Genomic DNA, 17,728 nt, shown 5'->3' on the forward strand with positions numbered 1-17,728 from the left:
CGCTCAGACCGGTCAGGGCACTTGGCCAAGTCGTGCTCGGCACGAGCAAGGCGCGACCGGAGCCGGTCGAGCCGGGCCTGCTTCTCCTCGATCTGACGCACCTGCTCTGCCAAAAGTGCCGCAGTGCCTCCCGGACATCGGTGCAGGACGTCGACTCCATGGTGCCGAGGTGTGACCCAATCTGATCAAGGGGCAACGCGAGTTCCTTGCTGGCTTCGATCAGGTCGAGCCGGTTGAGAACGTCTGGGCTGTAGTCACGATCGGAACGCCCTCATCTCGGGCTTGGCCTTGAGCTCGTCACGTCACCCTAGGACAGCGGAATGCCACGCTTCGCGTAGACCTTTTCTCCTGTCGCCAGCATGACGAAGGCCCGAAGGTCGCGGCCCCCCTTGCCGCGCTCGCTCGCGGAGACCTTAATGCCGTCAGAGTCCGCGTAGAAAGTTGCTTCTGCCCCGGCTTCGAGGCGGTGCGGTAGCTGTGTCGAGAACGGAAGTGGATGAAGGACCGTAAGCCCTCCGGCTCTGCGTCCGAGCGAAACGCCCCATCCTGTGACCGTTACGGCAGACGCGCCAATGTTGTGCGCTTGAACGCTCAACAACTCCTCGCTCACGCCTCCGCTGCCAAAGGCCACCCACGACCGCGAACGTTTCACTCTTACGCGATGCGCCGACCGCCTCCACACGAACCCCTGCCACAACAGAGCTGCCACTCCAGTTAGCGCGCCGATCCACGCGGCGATCGTGGAGAGGTCCGGGATGTCAAGCGTGATTGTCACCGGCGACGTCCCTCCATCTGCCTGCATTGGTCACCAGCACGCCTACGTTGTCGTATCGCTGCTGAAGGTCCCAGAGCTCGTCTCCGCTCCGGTAGGGCGCAAGCAGCTCGTCTCCCTTCCCCGTCAAATGAAGGGCAAGGAGCCGAACGAGCAAGCTGTTCGTGACACTGATCAAGTACGTATGTTCGGAGTTCGGAAATTCACCTCGATCCGCGTGCTTCACGTCGTTGTAGTTGTTGGCGATTGCCCTTGCGAGTCCAACGTTGCTTTCTACGTATGACCCCCAACCGATTTGTAGAAGATCCAGACACCGGTAGATGTTCGTCGCGGTCGATGGTCTCCCTCGGCCGTATGTCTCCCTCTCACCGGGGCGTTCGCCGATGATGCTGCCTGCTGCCTCCATGCTGATGGTCGTGGAGATGACCCTGTCTTCGATGTATGCGCGCTTCCTGCTCAGAACTCCGGCGCTAGGAAGAATGAACCGAGTCCAGGTGTCGTACCGTTCGGACCATGCCTCAAGGCCTTCTGGTCCGATCTGCTGAAGATGGGCGATGGCCCGTCCGAGCTCTTTACGAGACGGGATCGGCGTGAACCGCTCACGCACGGTTCGTTCAGAAATGAGCTCAACGAACGGGTATGCGTACACCTTGCCGCCCATCAGCCTGGACGTGAAGCGCTCATCTTGAACCTTGTGTTCTCGGAACGAGATCTGCTGACCGTAGAGAAACTGCAGCAACGAAGCAATTTTTCGTTGAGCCGCGAAATGATCGAAGAACGTCCGAGGACCGTCATCGAACTGACTCTCGAGAATCACGTTGTCTAAGAGTTCCACCGCACGGTTGTAGCCATCGGTATGTTCGGCGACGGTCCACTCAGCCCTGAGGCTCAGCGTCGCGTGACCATCTCGCCATCGCACCTCATCGGGTGAACGGAGCTTATAGGTCACCGCCTGCACTCGGTGCTCGTCGTCGGTTTCGCGTTCATCGTCAGTAGCTGTGAGCCGTGTCCACTCGTTGAGGCCATCGAGTCGACTTCGGACCGTCTGCACCGTGAGTTCGTCGGCGAAGTCACCGTCGCGGGACGACAGCACCGTTTCAGCGGGACTGAGCTTCCCGAGCGAGACGTTTCGACCCGTGTTCTCCGAATGTGCTGTCCACCGGTTACCGAAGAAACTTACGGGGCCGTCGGCAGTGTGAAGCACCAGGTTCTTTGGTGTTGCTTCATTGCGGAACCAATCCTTCACGTGCTTGAACTGCCCAGATTCGTCGTGGCCGACGTAGGGCACTTCCACACGGACGCCATGTTGCTCGGACAAATCGAGGATCGCTGCCTGGTAGGGAGTGTCCGGCACTCCGTCAACTAGATGTCCGGTGAGCCGTTCCCCTGGGATGAGCTTCTCGATCGCCATGAGCGCAGCCTATGAGGGACCACTGACCCGAAGTAAAGCGGTCGCCTGTCGCCGCGGCTGTGATGCACCTGACCTGCGCACTGCATGGCTCGCTAAACCGTCGAGCGGGCGATGTCGAAGAGCTCCTCGATGTCACTGGTGGTGTGGGCACCGGTGCGGTGCAGATGCGCGAGGGGCTTTTCCTGCAAGGCGGTGAGCTTTGGGGTTGCGGCCGCGGAGCTTGCCGGCGGCCTTCGGGATCGCCGTACCCTCGAGGGCTCGGGCACGGATGAGGTCAGCCTCGAACTCGGCAACCATGCCGAGGTCGTTGAACGGGAACCGGCCTACGGGGTCGGTGGGGTCGCTAGCGCTCTCCCGAGATCCAGGGCGACGCCGTTCCTCGTCAGCTCGTCAGCTCGTCCGCGATGTCGCTCGCATCTCGAAGTAACCGAGCGAGACGATCGAGCTTTGTTGCGACCCGGACGTTGCCGGGACTGCACGCAGCCAGAGCTTCGCGGAGACCAGGCCGCGCTCGAGTTGTGCCCGTCGTATGCGGTCGATTGGAAACATCATCCGCGTCGGCTGCGGTACCTATTCGCATGCTTCGAATACGCCACTCCACCAGTATCGTGGAGACGGCATCAGGAGGCGCGGTGAGGCTCGGGCACGCCGGTCACCACTGGTCGTGGATCGCCGCGCGGAACCACCGGTCGTAGACGTCGTGGACCGCCGCGTCGAAGCGGGCGTCGACCGCGAGAGAGCCTGCGGCGGCGTTCGATCGGGCCTGGGACTCGTTGCGGGCGCCGGGAATGACGGCGGTGACGCCCGGCTGGTCCCTGATCCAGGCCAGAGCCGCCTGGGCGATCGTGAGCCCGTCGGGCACCGCGGACGCGAGTTCGCGGGCCGCCTGCACGCCGTCCTCGAAGGGCACGCCGCTGAAGGTCTCTCCCTGGTCGAACGCCTCGCCGTGGCGATTGAAGGTGCGGTGGTCGTTCGCGGCGAAAGTCGTCTCGGTCGTGTACTTGCCCGAGAGCAGCCCCGACGCCAACGGAACCCGCGCGAGGATGCCGACCCCCGCCTCCTCGGCCGCCGGCAGGACCGCGTCCAGCGGCTTGAGGCGGAAGGCGTTGAGGATGATCTGGACCGTGGCGACGTTCGGCCGGGCGATCGCGGCCAGCGCCTGGTCGGCCTCCTCGACGCTCACGCCGTAGGCGGCGATCCGACCGTCCGCGACCAGCTCGTCGAGGGCGTCGTAGACGGCGTCGTCGTGGAAGACGGCCGTCGGCGGGCAGTGCAGCTGGACGAGGTCGAGTGTGTCCACGCCGAAATTGGTTCGTGACCGGTCGGTCCAGGCGCGGAAGTTCTCGCGGACGTAGTTCTCGGGGATCTGATCCATCCGGCGACCCATCTTGGTGGCGACCGTGACCGGCACGTCGGGGTTCGCGGTCCGCCAGCGTCCGATCAGCTGCTCGCTCCGCCCGTCGCCGTAGACGTCGGCGGTGTCGAAGAGCGTGACGCCCGCTTCGGCCGACGCGTCGAGCACCGTGAACGCGTCGTCCTCCGGGACATCGCCCCAGTCACCCCCCAACTGCCAGGTTCCGAGGCCGACGGTGGAGACGGTGCGGCCGGTACGACCGAGGGTGCGACTCTGCATGAGGGAAACGCTAGACCACGCGCCCGACACTCGGTCGCCGGCGGCGGGTTGCCGCGACCGGACCTAGGAGTCGAGCACGGACCGGACGAGCGCCGCCAGGTCGGTGGGCTCGACGGGCTCGTCGGTGCTCTCGAGCTCGTCGGCAGTCCACCAGCGCGACGCGACGATGTCGGTGCGCTCCTCGTCGGTCCAGTGGGCGTCGACGACCTCGAAGTGCGGGAGACGGACGACGAAGAACTCGGCGTGACCATGCGTGTGGTCGGCCTCGTCCCAGGGGGTCTCGAAGTCGTCGACACGGACGACGGGACCCGGGTCCGTGATGACCTGACCGGTCTCCTCGAACAACTCGCGGATCGCGGCCTGCCGGTGGTCCTCCCCCGGGTCGACTCCCCCGCCGGGCGTGATCCAGCGGGTCGGCCGGCCGGTGTGCGGCGCCACCGTGTCCATCAACAGCACACGATCGTGCTCGTCGACCACGAGGAGGCGCGACGTGGCCCGGACGACCCGCTCGGTCATGAGGCGGTGACGAAGTCGCTGATGTCGCCGACGTACCGCGTGTTGTCGGCCGGGATGGGGTCGACCGCAGCGGACGCGACCTCGGCGGCGAACTCCGCGACGTTGTAGAGGCGTCCCGCGCTCTCCTTCCGCGACGAGAGCGCACCGGGGTTCGACCGCTCCAGGAGCGTCGCGGTGATCGTGCCCTCGATCATGTCGCCGGACACGACGACGAACTCGACGCCCTTCGCGGTCAACTCGGGCAGCATCTCCCGGAGGGCGTCCTCGCCGGCGCGCTTGCTCAGCGCGACGGGCTCGTACTCGGGCATCGTGGTCGCCTCGCGGATGAAGTGCGCCTGGTGGCTCGTCACGAAGACGACGCGCGCCCCCTCACCGAGCAACGGAAGTGCGCTCGTCAGCAGATTCACCTGGGCGTCGCGGTTCAGCTGGAGCGCGTAGTCCTCGGCCATCCCCGACTCCATGCCGCCCGAAGCGTTCATCACGAGGATGTCGAGCCCGCCGAAGGCCTCGGTGACGGCCGCCAGCATGGCGTCGACGCTCGAGGCATCCGTGAGATCGGCGCCGACGGCGATCGCCGTCCCACCCGCGGCTTCGATCTTCTCGACCAGCTGCAGCGCGCGCTTCTCCTTGTTGCGGTAGTTCACGACGACGCGGGCGCCGGCCTCGGCGAGGTAGCGGACGGTGTCGGCACCGATGCCGCGCGAGGAGCCGGTGACGAGGGCGCGCTTGCCGGTGAGGATGTCGGCGGCGAGAGGGTTGGACAAGAGGAGCTCCAGACTGTGCGTGCGTGGTAGGCGGGCCCCTGGGGGCCAGCCCTGAGACTACCAATCCCCCTGCCGGGTGTCGGCGGAGGATGCTAGTTTCCATAACAGGCGGAACGAAGGAGCTCGAAATGGACGTCATCGCTCACTACGCGTGGATCGTCTGGATCGCGCTCGTCCTCATCTTCGTCATCGTCGAGGTGACGACCCTCGAGTTCACCTTCCTCATGCTGGCCATCGGTAGCGTGGGCGGCCTGCTCACCGGTCTCTTCGGCGCTCCGTGGTGGCTGCAGGTCATCGTCGCGGCGGTCCTGTCCGTCCTCCTCCTCTTCACCGTGCGCCCCCCTCTGCTCCGGGCTCTGAAACGCGGCGGCGACCCGACCCCGAGCAACGTCGAGGCTCTTCTCGGCCAGCGCGGCACGGTCGTCGTCCCGATCGTCGACGAGCGTGGTCAGGTCAAGTTGCAGAACGGCGAGACGTGGACGGCCCGGCTCCTCTCGAACTCCCCCGCGTCCTCGACGGCGGGTCCCACCCTCGACACCGGATCACCGGTGATCGTCACGGCCATCGAAGGCTCGACCGCCTTCGTCGTCCCCGCCGAAAGGAACTGATCATGGACCCGTCCATCAGCCCTGCCACGATCGTGACCGTGGTGGTGATCGCCATCGTGGTGATCCTCGTCCTGGTCATCCTGTTCCGGGCCGTCCGCATCATCCCGCAGGCCAGCGCGGGTGTCGTCGAGCGTCTCGGTCGGTATCACAAGACGCTCGCGCCGGGGCTCAACCTCCTCGTGCCGTTCATCGACCGTGTCCGGCCGCTGATCGACATGCGCGAGCAGGTCGTGTCCTTCCCGCCGCAGCCGGTCATCACCGAGGACAACCTCGTCGTCTCCATCGACACCGTCGTGTACTTCCAGGTGACCGACGCTCGTGCCGCGACGTACGAGATCGCGAACTACCTCGGGGCCGTCGAGCAGCTCACGACGACGACGCTTCGTAACGTGGTCGGTGGGCTCAACCTCGAGCAGGCTCTGACCAGCCGGGACAACATCAACGGCCAGTTGCGCATCGTCCTCGACGAGGCGACCGGCAAGTGGGGCATCCGCGTCGGTCGCGTCGAGCTCAAGGCCATCGACCCGCCCCTGTCCATCCAGGACAGCATGGAGCAGCAGATGCGTGCCGAGCGAAACCGCCGTGCCGCGATCCTGACCGCCGAGGGCACGAAGCAGTCGCAGATCCTCGAGGCCGAGGGCATGCGCCAGTCGTCGATCCTCCGAGCCGAGGGCGAGGCGAAGGCGCAGGTCCTCCGCGCACAGGGCGAGGCCGAGGCCATCGAGACCGTCTTCGGCGCCATCCACGCCGGTGACCCCGACCCGAAGCTGCTGGCCTACCAGTACCTGCAGACCCTTCCGAAGCTCGCCGACGGCGATTCGAACAAGCTCTGGATCATCCCGAGCGAGTTGACCGAGGCGCTCAAGGGCATCGGGTCGGGATTCTTCGCCCCGCGCAACCCCGATGCTCCCGGCTGGACGCCGAAGCAGGCCCCCCGGGTATCCGAGATGGAGACGACACCCGATCTGGCCAGCACGGTCGATCTCGGTTCGGAGCCCGATCTCGGGTTCCCGACGGCGACGCAGGTCGGAGACGTCGGCCCCGTCGGCGGCCCTGATGCGTCCGGCCCCGTCGCGTCCGGCCCCGCGTCCGGTGGCCCGTCGGTCGCCGACGGCCCCGGGACTCCCCCGCCCGCCACCTCGTAGCATGACCGCGCCTCCTGCCGCCGGCTGGTTCGCCCCCGGGACACCTCGAGTGCTGGCGCACCGGGGTCTCGCCGGGCCCGCTCCCGAGAACACGATGCTCGCGTTCGCCACGGCGATCGCCGCCGGGGCGGAGTACGTCGAGGCCGACGTCCACGCGACACGGGACGGCGTTGCCGTGATCAGCCACGATCCTGACCTGAAGCGCGTCGCAGGCGTCGACCGGCGCCTCCTCGACCTCACCCTCGACGAGGTGCAGAGCATCCTCCTGGACGCCCAGCAGGGGGTTCCGACGCTCGAGGAGGCCCTGGACGCGTTTCCCGAGACGCGCTTCAACATCGACGTCAAGAGCGACGAGGCCGTCGTCCCGACGGTCCGCGCGATTCGAGCGGTGCGAGCCGAGAAGCGCGTCCTGGTCACCTCGTTCGACGAGGCGCGGCGGCGTCGGGCCGTCGAGGCGTTGCCCGGTGTGGCGACGTCGGCGTCCTCCCGCGGTGTCGTCGGCGCGGTCGCCGCTTCGCTGATCGTCGTCCCCGTCGTGCGGGACGCACTGCTCCGACGCGTCTTGAAGGGGGTCCAGGCCGTCCAGGTCCCCGAGCGACGTGGTCCCGTGCGGATCGTGACCGAGAGACGCGTCGCGCGGTTGGCGCGCATCGGCGTCGAGACGCACGTGTGGACGGTGAACGACCCCGACGACATGCGTCGTCTGCTCGGGCTCGGTGTTCACGCCCTCATCTCCGACCGCGCCGATCTCGCCCTCGCCGAAGTCGAGCGAGCCTCGCGCGGTTCCGCTCCGAATACTCGCTAACAACGGCTGTTTGACGCTTCTGAGAGCTGCTCAACGTCTGTGAAGGCTCTGTGAATGCTTCCAGCGTGAAACATCACGCCGGGCAGGCGCGTTAGAACGGGTGATTGCAACGCGAGAGGAGACCACACAATGGCAGATCGCAGTTTGCGCGGAATGAGACTCGGGAGCCAGAGCCTCCAGAGCGAAGAAGGGGTCGAGTTCTCGCCCCGGAAGAAGGCCGTCTACCAGACGGGCGACGGCGCGACGTTCGACATCGTCTTCGCCGCCGAGGCGGAGATCCCGGACATCTGGCAGTCGCCCAAGAGCGGCCAAGAAGGTCGTCTCCTGACGGCCGACGGCAAGCCCGTCGACATCGACGAGGGCGACGTCAAGACGCCACGGACGCACTGGGACATGTTGCTCGAACGCCGGTCCCGGCCTGAACTCGAAGAGTTGCTCCAGGAGCGGCTCGACTATCTCAGGGCCCGGAAGGGGCAGCACAAGATCGGGGCCTGATCTCGCCTCCCGATCCTCACGGATCGAAGGCCTCCGGCCCGCGAACGGCTCGGAGCCTCATCGGCTCCGGGCCGTTTCGTCCGCCCCGGCACAGCTTGCGTGTCGTCAGTGCAGACGAGGGTCGTGCAACACCGGCTCGGGTCTCGAGGCCAGGAGCAGTCGGCGACGCGACCGTCGACCCCCCAGCGCGACCCGTGTCCCGATCAGCATGATCAACCCGAACAGCCCGACGAAGAGCTCGATGGCCCGACTCGCGATCACGGCGGGTGTCGTCCCGGTACCGAGATCGACCGTCGCCGTCGTGAAGCCCGCCTCGAAATCGGGCGTCGACGCGATCGTCGTGCCGTGGGCGTCGATGACCCGGGTGGAGGCGACGGTCGAGACATTGACGAGGGGTCGCGCCGTCTCGATGGCCCGGAGACGCGCGATCGCCAACTGCTGGGCGTTCTCGTCGGTGCGGCCGAAGTCGGCGTTGTTCGTCTGGGCGATGATGACCTGGGCGCCCTCGTTCATCATGTTCGTGATGAGCTGGTCGTCGACGATGTCGAAGCAGATGGAGATACCGGCGAGGACGCCGTTCACGTCGAACACCTCGTCGCGGGTGCCGGGTGTGTAGTCGCGGGCGATCAGATCGATGAGGTCGGGGGCGAACGGACGCCAGAACGACCGATCGGGCACGTACTCGCCGAACGGGATCGGGTGCTTCTTGTCGTACTGATCGACGACGCCGCCGTTCTGCCACAGGATCGACGAGTTGTAGAGCTTGTCGCCGTCCTGCGTGATGACCCCCGAGACCAGCGGCGCCTTGTACGCGTCGGTGAGGGCGTCGAAGACGTATCGACCGTAGGGGTCGCGCGTGGGGTCACGGTCGCTGGCGCCCTCCGGCCAGACGATCATGTCGACCTTCTGATCCGTGGGCAGGCCCGCCATGGCCAACACCTGTGATGCCGTCAGGTCGCCGTATTCGCGCTTGTCGAAGTAGCCGGCCTTGCCGTTGCCCTGCACGGCGACGATGCTGGACGTGCCGTTCGAGAAGGTGGGCCAGGCGGGTAGGGCGAGCAACGCGACGGCGGCCGTCGCCCCCGCGAGGAACCGCGTGGAGCCGCGCACCGTCGTCTGCAGCGCGAGCTGGATGACGACGGCGACGAGCGTGACCATCAGGAAGGTCAGCCCCGAGATCCCCACGTAGGCGACGAGGGGTGCGAACGGGCTCTGCGATTGGCTGAGAGCGACGCGGCCCCACGCGAAGCCGCCGTAGGGCCAATTGCTCGCGACGAACTCGCGGAGGGTCCACAGGCCGCCCACCACGACCGGCAGCAGCAGAGAACGGCCCAGCGCGCTCGGCCACACCCGGGGCAGCCAGCGATAGGCGAGCGTGATCAGGACCGACCCGCCCGCGAAGAAGAGGGCCTCGAGCGTCGACAACGCAGCCCAGGGCACCGGCCCCAGGTAGAGCGACGTCCACTCGATGTGCACGAGATAGAACGACAGACCGGCCACGAGGCCGACGAGGAACGCACCCCCCGCGCGGCGTCCGCGCAGAGCGAGGAGCACGAATCCGATGCCCACGAAGGTGAGCGGCCAGACGTCGAGATCGGGGAACCCGCCATCCAGCACGGGCCCGGCACCGAGGGCGACGATCAGGGCGAGCCACAGGGGCAGACGGACATCGGCGACACGGGTGGGCACCCCGCGATTCTAGGTGCCCGGTGCTGGGAGGCGGCTCGCGCCTCCTCGTGTCCGGAGGCCCGAGCCGCCACTGCGACTCGGTGTCAGACGGCGGAGTAGGCGACGATGCCGCGGCGGACGGCGTCGAGGGCTTGCCGGGCCGTGGGACCGACCGGCAGATCGGCGACGACCGAGAGCTGATCGAGCAGGTCGATGGTCTGTTTGGTCCACCGGACGAAGTCCCCGGCCGCGAGATCCGCGTCGTCGAGCACCGAGTCGAGCGCGGCCCCCCGCGCCCAGCGGTGCATGGCGAGGGCGAGACCGGGAGCGGGCGGGTTGCTGCCGGGGAGGCGGTGCTCCTGTTCGACGTCGTCGAGCTCGGCCCAGAGCAGTTGGGTCTTGTCGAGTGCCTCGCGGAACGCCCCGCGGGGCAGGAACCGCTCGGACAGCGTGCCCTCGTCCCGACGTGGCTCGTAGACGAGCGTCGCGGCCATGGCGGCCATGGAGGGGACGTCGAGCATGTTCCAGAGGCCGAGTCGAAGGCTCTCGGCCACCAACAGGTCGCGTTCGCCGTAGATGCGTCGGAGCGTGCGCCCCGCCGGTGCCACGTCGACCTCATCGGTGTTCGACGGCCGTCCCGACGAACCGGTGGAGGCACGGGGTACGAGATAGCCCCGCTCCAGCAGGACGTCGGTCACCCGGTCGAAGACCTTGGCCACGGCGCCGGTGCGGCTGCGGATCTGCGCCGAGAGCTGGTCGGTCTGCTTCTTGAGCTTGTACCAGCGCTCGGACCAGCGGGCGTGCTGCTCGCGCTCGGGGCACGCATGGCAGGGGTGCTGTCGCATCCTCTTGCGGAGCTCGCCGATGCGGCGCTGGCGGCGGTCGTGTTCGGAGCGACTCTGGGCGTCCGCCCGCGCCGCGCCCTGCTTCTCGAGGTCACCGAGCTCGCGACGCAGCGTCGTGTACTCGCCGAAGTCGCCGAGGTGGCACTCCATCGACCGCGCGTAGCCGTCGAGTGACTCCTGTTGCGTGCGCACCTTGCGGGCGAGGTCGACGACGGCGCGGTCGGCCTGGAACTGCGCGAACGACGTCTCGAGTACCTCGCGCGTACGGGACCGCCCGAACTGCTCGATGAGGTTGACCGCCATGTTGTACGTGGGGCGGAAGCTGGAGTTCATCGGGTAGGTGCGCCGCGAGGCGAGCGAGGCGACCGCCTGGGGGTCGAGACCCTGCTGCCACTGGATGACGGAGTGGCCCTCGACGTCGATACCGCGGCGACCCGCGCGACCGGTGAGCTGCGTGTACTCCCCCGGCGTGATCGGCACCCGAGCCTCGCCGTTGAACTTCTCGAGCTTCTCGAGCACGACCGAGCGGGCCGGCATGTTGATGCCGAGGGCGAGCGTCTCGGTGGCGAAGACGACCTTGACCAGCTTCTTCTGGAAGAGCTCCTCGACCACCTCTTTGAAGGCGGGCAACAGGCCGGCGTGGTGGGCGGCGACACCGCGCTCGAGCCCGTCGAGCCACTTCCAGTAGCCGAGCACCGCCAGGTCTTCGTCGCGCAGCGTCCGGCAGCGGGCCTCGACGATCTCGCGGATCTCGCGGCGCTGCTCGGCCGTGGTCAGACGGATGCCGGATCGGAGCACCTGCGCGACCGCCTGGTCGCAGCCGACACGGCTGAAGACGAAGAAGATCGCCGGCAGCAGGTTCTGGTCGTCGAGCATCTCGACGATCTTCCAGCGCTCGATACGCCCCTGTCCCTGCTGGACGGGAGCCACCACGTGCCCGCGGGGGCCGCGTCGGGGGCCGGGGCCGCGTCGGCCTCCCGACCGGGACAACGACGTGGCCCGGAGGAGCTCGGGGTTGACCCGGTTCGTCGCCGCCTGACCGCTCGAGTCGAACAGGTCGAGGAACTTCCCGCCGACGAGGACGTGCTGGTCGAGGGGGACGGGGCGGTCCTCGGAGACGATGACGTCCGTCCCGCCGCGGACGGTCTGCAGCCAGTCGCCGAACTCCTCCGCATTGGACACGGTGGCGCTCAGGGAGATCAGCCGCACGTCGAGCGGGAGGTGGATGATCACTTCCTCCCACACGGCGCCACGGAACCGATCGGCGAGATAGTGCACCTCGTCGAGGACGACGTAGCGCAGATCGTCGAGCATGTCGGAGTCGGCGTAGAGCATGTTGCGGAGGACCTCGGTCGTCATCACGACGATGCGAGCACGGGAGTTGACGTTCGTGTCGCCGGTGAGCAGACCGACCTCGGACGCCCCGTACTCGGCGACGAGCTCTTGGAACTTCTGATTGCTCAAGGCCTTCATCGGCGCCGTGTAGAAGACCTTGTCCCGCGGGTGCTGCATGGCGAGATGGATCGCGAACTCGGCCACGAGTGTCTTGCCGGCACCCGTCGGTGCGGCGACCAGGACGCTGTTGCCGTCTTCGACGGAGGCGCAGGCCGCGATCTGGAAGGGGTCGAGCGCGAACGAGAGCCGAGAGCGGAACGACTGCAGCTGGGGTGTCTTGGTGCGGGTCTTCGATGCGGCGAAGCGCTCGGCCGGGCTCAGATCGCTTCTCGTCATCCGATCATCTTGCCGCGAGTTCGGCGTCGAGGGCCGCGACGCGCTTCATGGCTCGACGATCGTGCAGCCACGCGATGCCGGCGGCCAGGAAGTACAGCACGACCATCGGGATGGCGAGGAGGAACATCGAGAAGACATCGGCCGCGGGGGTCGCGATGGCCGTGAAGAGGGCGATCAGCAGGATCGCGATGCGCCAACTCTTGAGGATCGTCTTCGCGGTGATGACCCCGACGAAGTTGAGCAGCACGAGGAACACGGGCAGGACGAAGGCGATGCCCACGGCCAGGACGAGTTTCAACACGAAGTCGTAGTACTGCTTCGCCTCGATGATGCTGCTGTCTTCTTGAGAGACGAAGCTCGTCATGACCTCGACGATGTGCGGGAGGACGAAACACCCCGCCGCGCAGCCGAGGAGGAAGAGCGGGATCGCGGTACCGATGAAGCCGAGCGCGTACACCTTCTCGCGGCGCACCAGGGCCGGGACGATGAACGCCCATACCTGGAACAGCCACACGGGGCTCGAGATGATGATGCCCACCGTGATGGCGATCTGCAGCCGGAGATCGAAGCCGCTCGTGATGTTGGCGTAGTTCAGTTCGGCCGTGCGACTGCGAGCCTGCGCGATCTGGGTGACCGGCTCCCGGAGGAAGTCGAGGACGAACTCGGCCAGGATCCACCCGGCGACCGACGCGAGGACGATCGCCAGGGCGGAGATGAACAGACGTTTGCGCAGCTCGATCAGGTGCTGACCGAGCGACATGCGACCCTCGGTGTTCCGACGACCGGCGGAACGACCTCGTGTCGTCGTCGTGGCCACGCGTCAGGACTTCGGCGGGATGTCACCGCTCGTCGTGGAGCGGACCGTCGGGTCGTCGACGGGACGAGCGGTGGTGCCGGTGCCCCGGGCCTGCAGGTCGTCGTCGACCGTCGGCTTCCGGTCTTCGGCGATCTCGGTCTTGAAGATGCGCATGGACTGGGCGATGCTCTTGGCGAGCCCGGGGAGCTTCGGCGCTCCGAAGAGAAGCAGGATGATCGCCAAGATGATGATCAGGTGCCAGCCGGTGAGGTTCTGGAACATGGTTGTTACTCCTTGCGGGGCAGACGAATCATCAGTGTAACTCGCCGAGCGTCGCCGAACATGGGCGACGCCCGTCAGTCGCGATAACCGTCGAGCGCATGGGTCGCCCAGTCGGCGATGGCGGAGCGGGCCTGGTCGGGGGCGAGGACCTCGGGGTCGCCGGGCAGGCCGGAGACGAGCCGCGCGAGGGAGCCGACCTGATTGACGCGCAGCCGGAGGCGGGTCCGTCCGCCTTCGAGCGCCTGGATCTCGTCCGGTTCGTAGTCGGAGAGCAGAGGCGCGGCGGCGCCGTCGATCTCGAGGGTCACGAGGAGGTCGTCCGGGGAGCCCTCGAAGAGGGTGTCGGGCAGGGCGACGTCGGAGGCGCGGTACGTGATGGGCTCCGACGTCAGGGCCGGGGCGCCGATCCGATCGAGGCGGAACGTGCGGAGGGCCTCGCGAGCGTGGTCCCACGCGCGGAGGTACCAATCGGCGTCGGCGCTCTCGACACGCAGCGGGTCGACCCGACGACGCTCGACGCGTCCGCGCACGCCCGCGTAGTCGAACTCGAGCTGCACGCCGTTCTCGACCGCTCGGCGGACGAGGGCGACGAGCTCGCTCGTCTCCGACTGGTCGACGGCGACCTGGCTCGGTTCACCGGAGGCTCCCCTGGCCAGCTTGCTCATGAGGGTCGCGATCGCGGTGCGGTCGGCGTTCTCGGGGAGCGACGAGAGGTACTGCAGACCCGCGATCAGCGCAGCGGCCTCCCGAGCCGAGAACCGGGGCGAGTCGTCGATGGCCACCAGGTTCGTGAGCACGATCACGTCGTTCTGTTCGAAGTCGTCCCACGCGATGTCGAACAGGTCGCCGTGCTGGTACTGACTCGTCTCGCCCGGGACCCCCGACACGGCGATGAGTTCGACCGCGCGGCGGATCTCGCCGACGCTCACCCCGAAGTGATCGGCGGCCTGGGCGACGCTGACCCGCTCGTGGTCCATCAGATACGGCACGAGCGACAACAGGAACGCCAGCTTGTCGGTGGCGTGCAACGACGATCGAGGCTCAGCCACGGGTCACTCCGTCCGCGTGTCGAGTGGCGAGGGCTTGGAGCCGGGCCGTCACGAGGGATCGCAGCACGGGCGGGCCGACGACCACGACCTCGGGACCGAAGGACGACAGCTCATCGGCGAGGATGTGTTGATCGGTCCAGTGGATCTCGAGCGTCTCGTCGTCGACGCGTCGGGTGCCCCGCCGTTTCGAGAGCCGGGTCTCGGCGTCGGACATCGGCACGACCCGGACGAGCGCCACCTGGGTGTCCCAGAGGGCTTCGAGCTCAAGGAGGGCCGCGTCGGCCGTCGCGTCAGCGGGTCGCTCGTAGCGGGCGCTCGTGAGGGTGACCGCACCGACGATCCGCGAGAGCAGGAAGGTCTTCCGGGCACCGGACTCCGGCTCGATGGCAGGGACCATCCATCGGCCGTGGTGTTGCACCAGGGCGTAAGGCGCGACACGTCGTTCGCGGGCCCGCGCCTCCCCCGGTTTCAGGTAGTCGAAGCGGACGACGGCCGATCGGTCGAGCGCGGTGCGCAGCGGCTCGAACGCGGCGTCACGCGATCGGATGCGCGGCGCGTAGGCCAGTTCGGGGACGGCGGCCGTCCCGCCCAGGGAGCGCAGCTTCAGCAGGGCGCGACGCGACTCGCCCGAGAGGGTGCCCTCGCGCCAGACCATCGCGGCGAGGGTCACCAACGCGGTCTCTTCCGACGAGAAGGCGATGTCGGCGGGCAGCTCGTAGGCACCGCGCGGGATGCGATAGCGCAGTGTCTGGTTGTTGCCGCTGGCGCCCGGCGACTCGATCGTCTCGAGCGGCACGCCGAGCTCGCGGATGTCGTCCTTGTCGCGCTCGAACTGGCGCTCGAGGGCCGCGTTGTCGCCCGACTGCCGGAACTTCTGCCGATATCCCTGGACGGTCGACAGGACCTCGGTCTTGGTGAGCCCAGAATCCGTCGCGAGCAGGGCGAGGACCAGGCTGAAGAGTCGCTCTTCGACGGGGATTCGCGGGGAGCGGGCTGCGGACACGGAACGATCCTAGGCCACGGTCGAAGGCACGGCGGTGCCCCTCGGGCAGCCAGGGAACGGCGTGAGGGACGTCGTCGTGGGTGCAGGGATCAGAGCACACCCAGCACGTCGAAGACGTACACGTAGGTCTGCGCGATGCCCTTGGCCTGATCGGCCGGGATGACCACCATGACCTGCGAGCCGACCGTCTGACCGATCAGGGCCTTGGTGATCTCGGCGGGGATCTGGTCGTCGTCGAGGCGGACGGACGTGGCCGATCCGCCGTTGGTCCAGGTGGAGCTCGCCACGGTGGCCGGGGTCTCCCACGTGACCGCCGTGAACTGGATGACGGCCGTGTCCTTGGACGTGAGCGTGTGGCCGGTGCCCTGGCGGACGAGGTGCGTGACCTCGCTCGTGGGGGCTGCGGCGTCGGGCACGCTGATGCCTGGCGCACCGTTCGGAGCCGTGACCACGGCGGGGAGGCCGTTGGCGCCGGGCACGAGGTGACCGTCCGCCTTGGGCAGGTAGGCCTTGCGGATGTCGACCACGGCGACGTACGACGCGTCCGGCTCGTCGTTCTTCGTGGTGGGGGCCGAGCCCTGCGCCGACGCGTTGAGTTCGCTGGCCTTCATCGTCACGACGACGCGCGAGCCGACCGTCGAGCACTTGAGGCCGTCGGCCAGCGGGCCGAGCGTCGAGCCACCGACGGTGATCGGGTTCGGGGTCGTGCCGTCGTAGCCGCTGTTCTCGAGCTCTTGACCCGTGGTGCCGTCGAAGAGGGTGAAGTCGATGCTCACCGGTGTGCCGTCGACGACCTTCTCGCCGTCACCCGCGGTGATGGTCGCCACCTCGGTCTTGGTCGTGGCGATCGGCGTCGGGACGGTCACGTCGGGCTTCTTGCCGAACGCGCCCGAGACGGAGACCACACTCGCCGCGTCTCCGGTCGACGGGCACCCTGCCGCACCGGGGCCCGCCTCGGTGGCGCACGCCGTGAGCGATGCGAGGAGACCGACCGTGACGACGAGGGCGGAGATCTTGCGCACGAATCCTCAATTCTTTGCAGCGGACCCGGCCCGGTGTCGGCCCGGTGGCGGGAGGCCACCGCAGTCGCGACACGGCGAGGCGCGGGAGGCGGTCGGTGCGACCGCGCAGATGCTCGAACAGCCTAGCGGCAGGTCGACCGGGGTGATGTCAGGCGGGAGGAGGGTCGGCGGCTCAGGCCGAGGGCTCGTCGTCGCGGCTCGCGATCGCCTTGTCGGCTGCCGAGCGGGCCTGACGTGCGGTCTTGCGCAGCTTCTTGTCGCTGGCCGACCGGTCGCCCAGCGCGCCGGGGGTCCAGAGCTCGACGTCGGCGTCGCTGAAGTCGCTCTTCGACGGGCGGCGCTTGAGCTGGGGTAGCACGGCGCCGGGAGCCAGGCGACGGGCCGTCACGAGGAACCCGGTGTGCCCGATCATGCGGTGGTCGGGTCGGACGGCCAGGCCCTCGACGTGCCAGCCGCGGACCAGCGTCTCGGAGGCGTCGGGCTCGGTGAACCGGCCGGAGGCGCGGAACGCCTCCGCGACCCGCGACAGCTGCGTCACGGTGGCGACGTAGCAGATGACCAGCCCACCGGGCTTCAGGGCGGCCGCGGTCTCGTCGACGCACTCCCACGGCGCGAGCATGTCGAGGACGACGCGGTCGACGGTGCCGTCGGGCATGACGTCCGGCAGCTCGTCCACGAGGTCGCCGACCGTCACCGTCCAATTGGCCTGCTCGGCGCCGAAGAAGCTGACGACGTTGCCCACGGCCACGTCGGCGAACTCCTGGCGGCGTTCGAACGAGGCGAGGCGCCCCTCCGGCCCGATGGCCCGGAGCAGCCAGAGCGACAGGGCGCCCGACCCGACGCCGGCCTCGACGACCGTCGCCCCCGGGAAGATGTCGGCGAAGGCCACGATCTGGGCCGCGTCCTTCGGATAGACGATGGCGGCGCCCCGGGGCATCGACATGACGAAGTCGTTCAACAGCGGACGGAGCGCGAGGTACTCGTCGCCGGTGGTGCTCGCGATGACCGAGCCGTCGGGCAGATCGACGACCTCGTCGTGGTTGATCATGCCGCGATGGGTGTGGAAGACCTCCCCCGCCGTGAGCACGATGGTGTTCATCTTGCCCTTGGGGCCGGTGAGCTGCACCTTGTCGCCGTAGAGGAAGGGGCCGGACTGGCGGCGGGTCGCGGTCATGGTGGCTGC

Annotated in this window: 18 protein-coding genes; 4 read left to right on the forward strand and 14 right to left on the reverse strand. The window is 67.9% G+C overall.

Going from position 1 to position 17,728, the window contains the following annotated elements; genetic code table 11:
* Nucleotides 1-307: 307 nt before the first annotated feature.
* The 6 genes from ACPEEZ_RS06975 to ACPEEZ_RS07000 all read right to left on the reverse strand — a co-directional run bounded on the left by ACPEEZ_RS06975 (nt 308) and on the right by ACPEEZ_RS07000 (nt 5,096).
* Nucleotides 308-775: a hypothetical protein gene (locus tag ACPEEZ_RS06975; RefSeq protein ID WP_423924033.1), complete on the reverse strand. Its 468-nt coding sequence runs from the start codon at nt 773-775 to the stop codon at nt 308-310.
* Nucleotides 759-2,183 carry a hypothetical protein gene (locus ACPEEZ_RS06980; protein WP_423924034.1) on the reverse strand — a complete coding sequence of 475 codons (1,425 nt, stop codon included), beginning with the start codon at nt 2,181-2,183 and terminating at the stop codon, nt 759-761. The genes ACPEEZ_RS06975 and ACPEEZ_RS06980 overlap by 17 nt, the downstream gene beginning before the upstream one ends.
* Before the next feature lie 382 nt (nt 2,184-2,565).
* Nucleotides 2,566-2,763 (reverse strand): recombinase family protein, encoded by a 198-nt coding sequence (locus ACPEEZ_RS06985; protein WP_423924201.1) that lies wholly within the window; start codon nt 2,761-2,763, stop codon nt 2,566-2,568.
* Nucleotides 2,764-2,835: 72 nt separating this feature from the next.
* On the reverse strand, nt 2,836-3,816 hold the full coding sequence (locus ACPEEZ_RS06990; RefSeq protein ID WP_423924035.1) for an aldo/keto reductase: 981 nt from the start codon (nt 3,814-3,816) through the stop codon (nt 2,836-2,838).
* A 63-nt stretch (nt 3,817-3,879) separates the two neighbouring features.
* Nucleotides 3,880-4,332 carry an NUDIX hydrolase gene (locus tag ACPEEZ_RS06995; RefSeq protein ID WP_423924036.1) on the reverse strand — a complete coding sequence of 151 codons (453 nt, stop codon included), beginning with the start codon at nt 4,330-4,332 and terminating at the stop codon, nt 3,880-3,882.
* A complete protein-coding gene (locus tag ACPEEZ_RS07000) occupies nt 4,329-5,096 on the reverse strand; it encodes an SDR family oxidoreductase (protein WP_423924037.1) in 768 nt (255 codons plus the stop codon). Before ACPEEZ_RS07000 ends, ACPEEZ_RS06995 begins: the two co-directional genes overlap by 4 nt.
* 128 nt (nt 5,097-5,224) lie before the next feature.
* Between ACPEEZ_RS07000 and ACPEEZ_RS07005 the strand changes: the two genes are divergently transcribed.
* The 4 genes from ACPEEZ_RS07005 to ACPEEZ_RS07020 all read left to right on the forward strand — a co-directional run bounded on the left by ACPEEZ_RS07005 (nt 5,225) and on the right by ACPEEZ_RS07020 (nt 8,149).
* Entirely contained in the window at nt 5,225-5,704 is a 480-nt protein-coding gene (locus tag ACPEEZ_RS07005; protein ID WP_423924038.1) for an NfeD family protein, read from the forward strand.
* A gap of 2 nt (nt 5,705-5,706) precedes the next feature.
* Nucleotides 5,707-6,849, forward strand: a complete 1,143-nt coding sequence (locus ACPEEZ_RS07010) for an SPFH domain-containing protein (protein ID WP_423924039.1) — start codon at nt 5,707-5,709, stop codon at nt 6,847-6,849.
* Nucleotide 6,850: 1 nt separating this feature from the next.
* Nucleotides 6,851-7,654 (forward strand): glycerophosphodiester phosphodiesterase family protein, encoded by an 804-nt coding sequence (locus tag ACPEEZ_RS07015; RefSeq protein ID WP_423924040.1) that lies wholly within the window; start codon nt 6,851-6,853, stop codon nt 7,652-7,654.
* A 129-nt stretch (nt 7,655-7,783) separates the two neighbouring features.
* Nucleotides 7,784-8,149, forward strand: coding sequence for an RNA polymerase-binding protein RbpA (locus ACPEEZ_RS07020; RefSeq protein WP_423924041.1), 366 nt, complete (start codon nt 7,784-7,786; stop codon nt 8,147-8,149).
* Nucleotides 8,150-8,254: 105 nt separating this feature from the next.
* Here the strand turns inward: ACPEEZ_RS07020 and lnt are convergent, their stop codons facing one another.
* From lnt to ACPEEZ_RS07060, 8 genes are all read right to left on the reverse strand, one after another.
* The gene (lnt, locus tag ACPEEZ_RS07025; RefSeq protein WP_423924042.1) at nt 8,255-9,838 is read right to left on the reverse strand and encodes an apolipoprotein N-acyltransferase; all 1,584 of its coding nucleotides are present in this window, start codon (nt 9,836-9,838) and stop codon (nt 8,255-8,257) included.
* Between the two features lie 83 nt (nt 9,839-9,921).
* Nucleotides 9,922-12,393 carry a DEAD/DEAH box helicase gene (locus ACPEEZ_RS07030; protein ID WP_423924043.1) on the reverse strand — a complete coding sequence of 824 codons (2,472 nt, stop codon included), beginning with the start codon at nt 12,391-12,393 and terminating at the stop codon, nt 9,922-9,924.
* A 4-nt stretch (nt 12,394-12,397) separates the two neighbouring features.
* Nucleotides 12,398-13,153: a twin-arginine translocase subunit TatC gene (gene tatC, locus ACPEEZ_RS07035; RefSeq protein ID WP_423924044.1), complete on the reverse strand. Its 756-nt coding sequence runs from the start codon at nt 13,151-13,153 to the stop codon at nt 12,398-12,400.
* A gap of 60 nt (nt 13,154-13,213) precedes the next feature.
* Nucleotides 13,214-13,471 carry a twin-arginine translocase TatA/TatE family subunit gene (gene tatA, locus ACPEEZ_RS07040; RefSeq protein ID WP_423924045.1) on the reverse strand — a complete coding sequence of 86 codons (258 nt, stop codon included), beginning with the start codon at nt 13,469-13,471 and terminating at the stop codon, nt 13,214-13,216.
* A gap of 74 nt (nt 13,472-13,545) precedes the next feature.
* Nucleotides 13,546-14,520, reverse strand: coding sequence for a helix-turn-helix transcriptional regulator (locus tag ACPEEZ_RS07045; RefSeq protein ID WP_423924046.1), 975 nt, complete (start codon nt 14,518-14,520; stop codon nt 13,546-13,548).
* The gene (locus tag ACPEEZ_RS07050) at nt 14,513-15,523 is read right to left on the reverse strand and encodes a helix-turn-helix transcriptional regulator (RefSeq protein WP_423924047.1); all 1,011 of its coding nucleotides are present in this window, start codon (nt 15,521-15,523) and stop codon (nt 14,513-14,515) included. Before ACPEEZ_RS07050 ends, ACPEEZ_RS07045 begins: the two co-directional genes overlap by 8 nt.
* 89 nt (nt 15,524-15,612) lie before the next feature.
* Nucleotides 15,613-16,545: an FKBP-type peptidyl-prolyl cis-trans isomerase gene (locus ACPEEZ_RS07055; protein WP_423924048.1), complete on the reverse strand. Its 933-nt coding sequence runs from the start codon at nt 16,543-16,545 to the stop codon at nt 15,613-15,615.
* Nucleotides 16,546-16,717: 172 nt separating this feature from the next.
* The gene (locus tag ACPEEZ_RS07060) at nt 16,718-17,719 is read right to left on the reverse strand and encodes a tRNA (adenine-N1)-methyltransferase (RefSeq protein ID WP_423924049.1); all 1,002 of its coding nucleotides are present in this window, start codon (nt 17,717-17,719) and stop codon (nt 16,718-16,720) included.
* Nucleotides 17,720-17,728 lie beyond the last annotated feature (9 nt).

It is taken from the genome of Frigoribacterium sp. 2-23 (assembly GCF_049601585.1).
Lineage (GTDB): Bacteria > Actinomycetota > Actinomycetes > Actinomycetales > Microbacteriaceae > Frigoribacterium.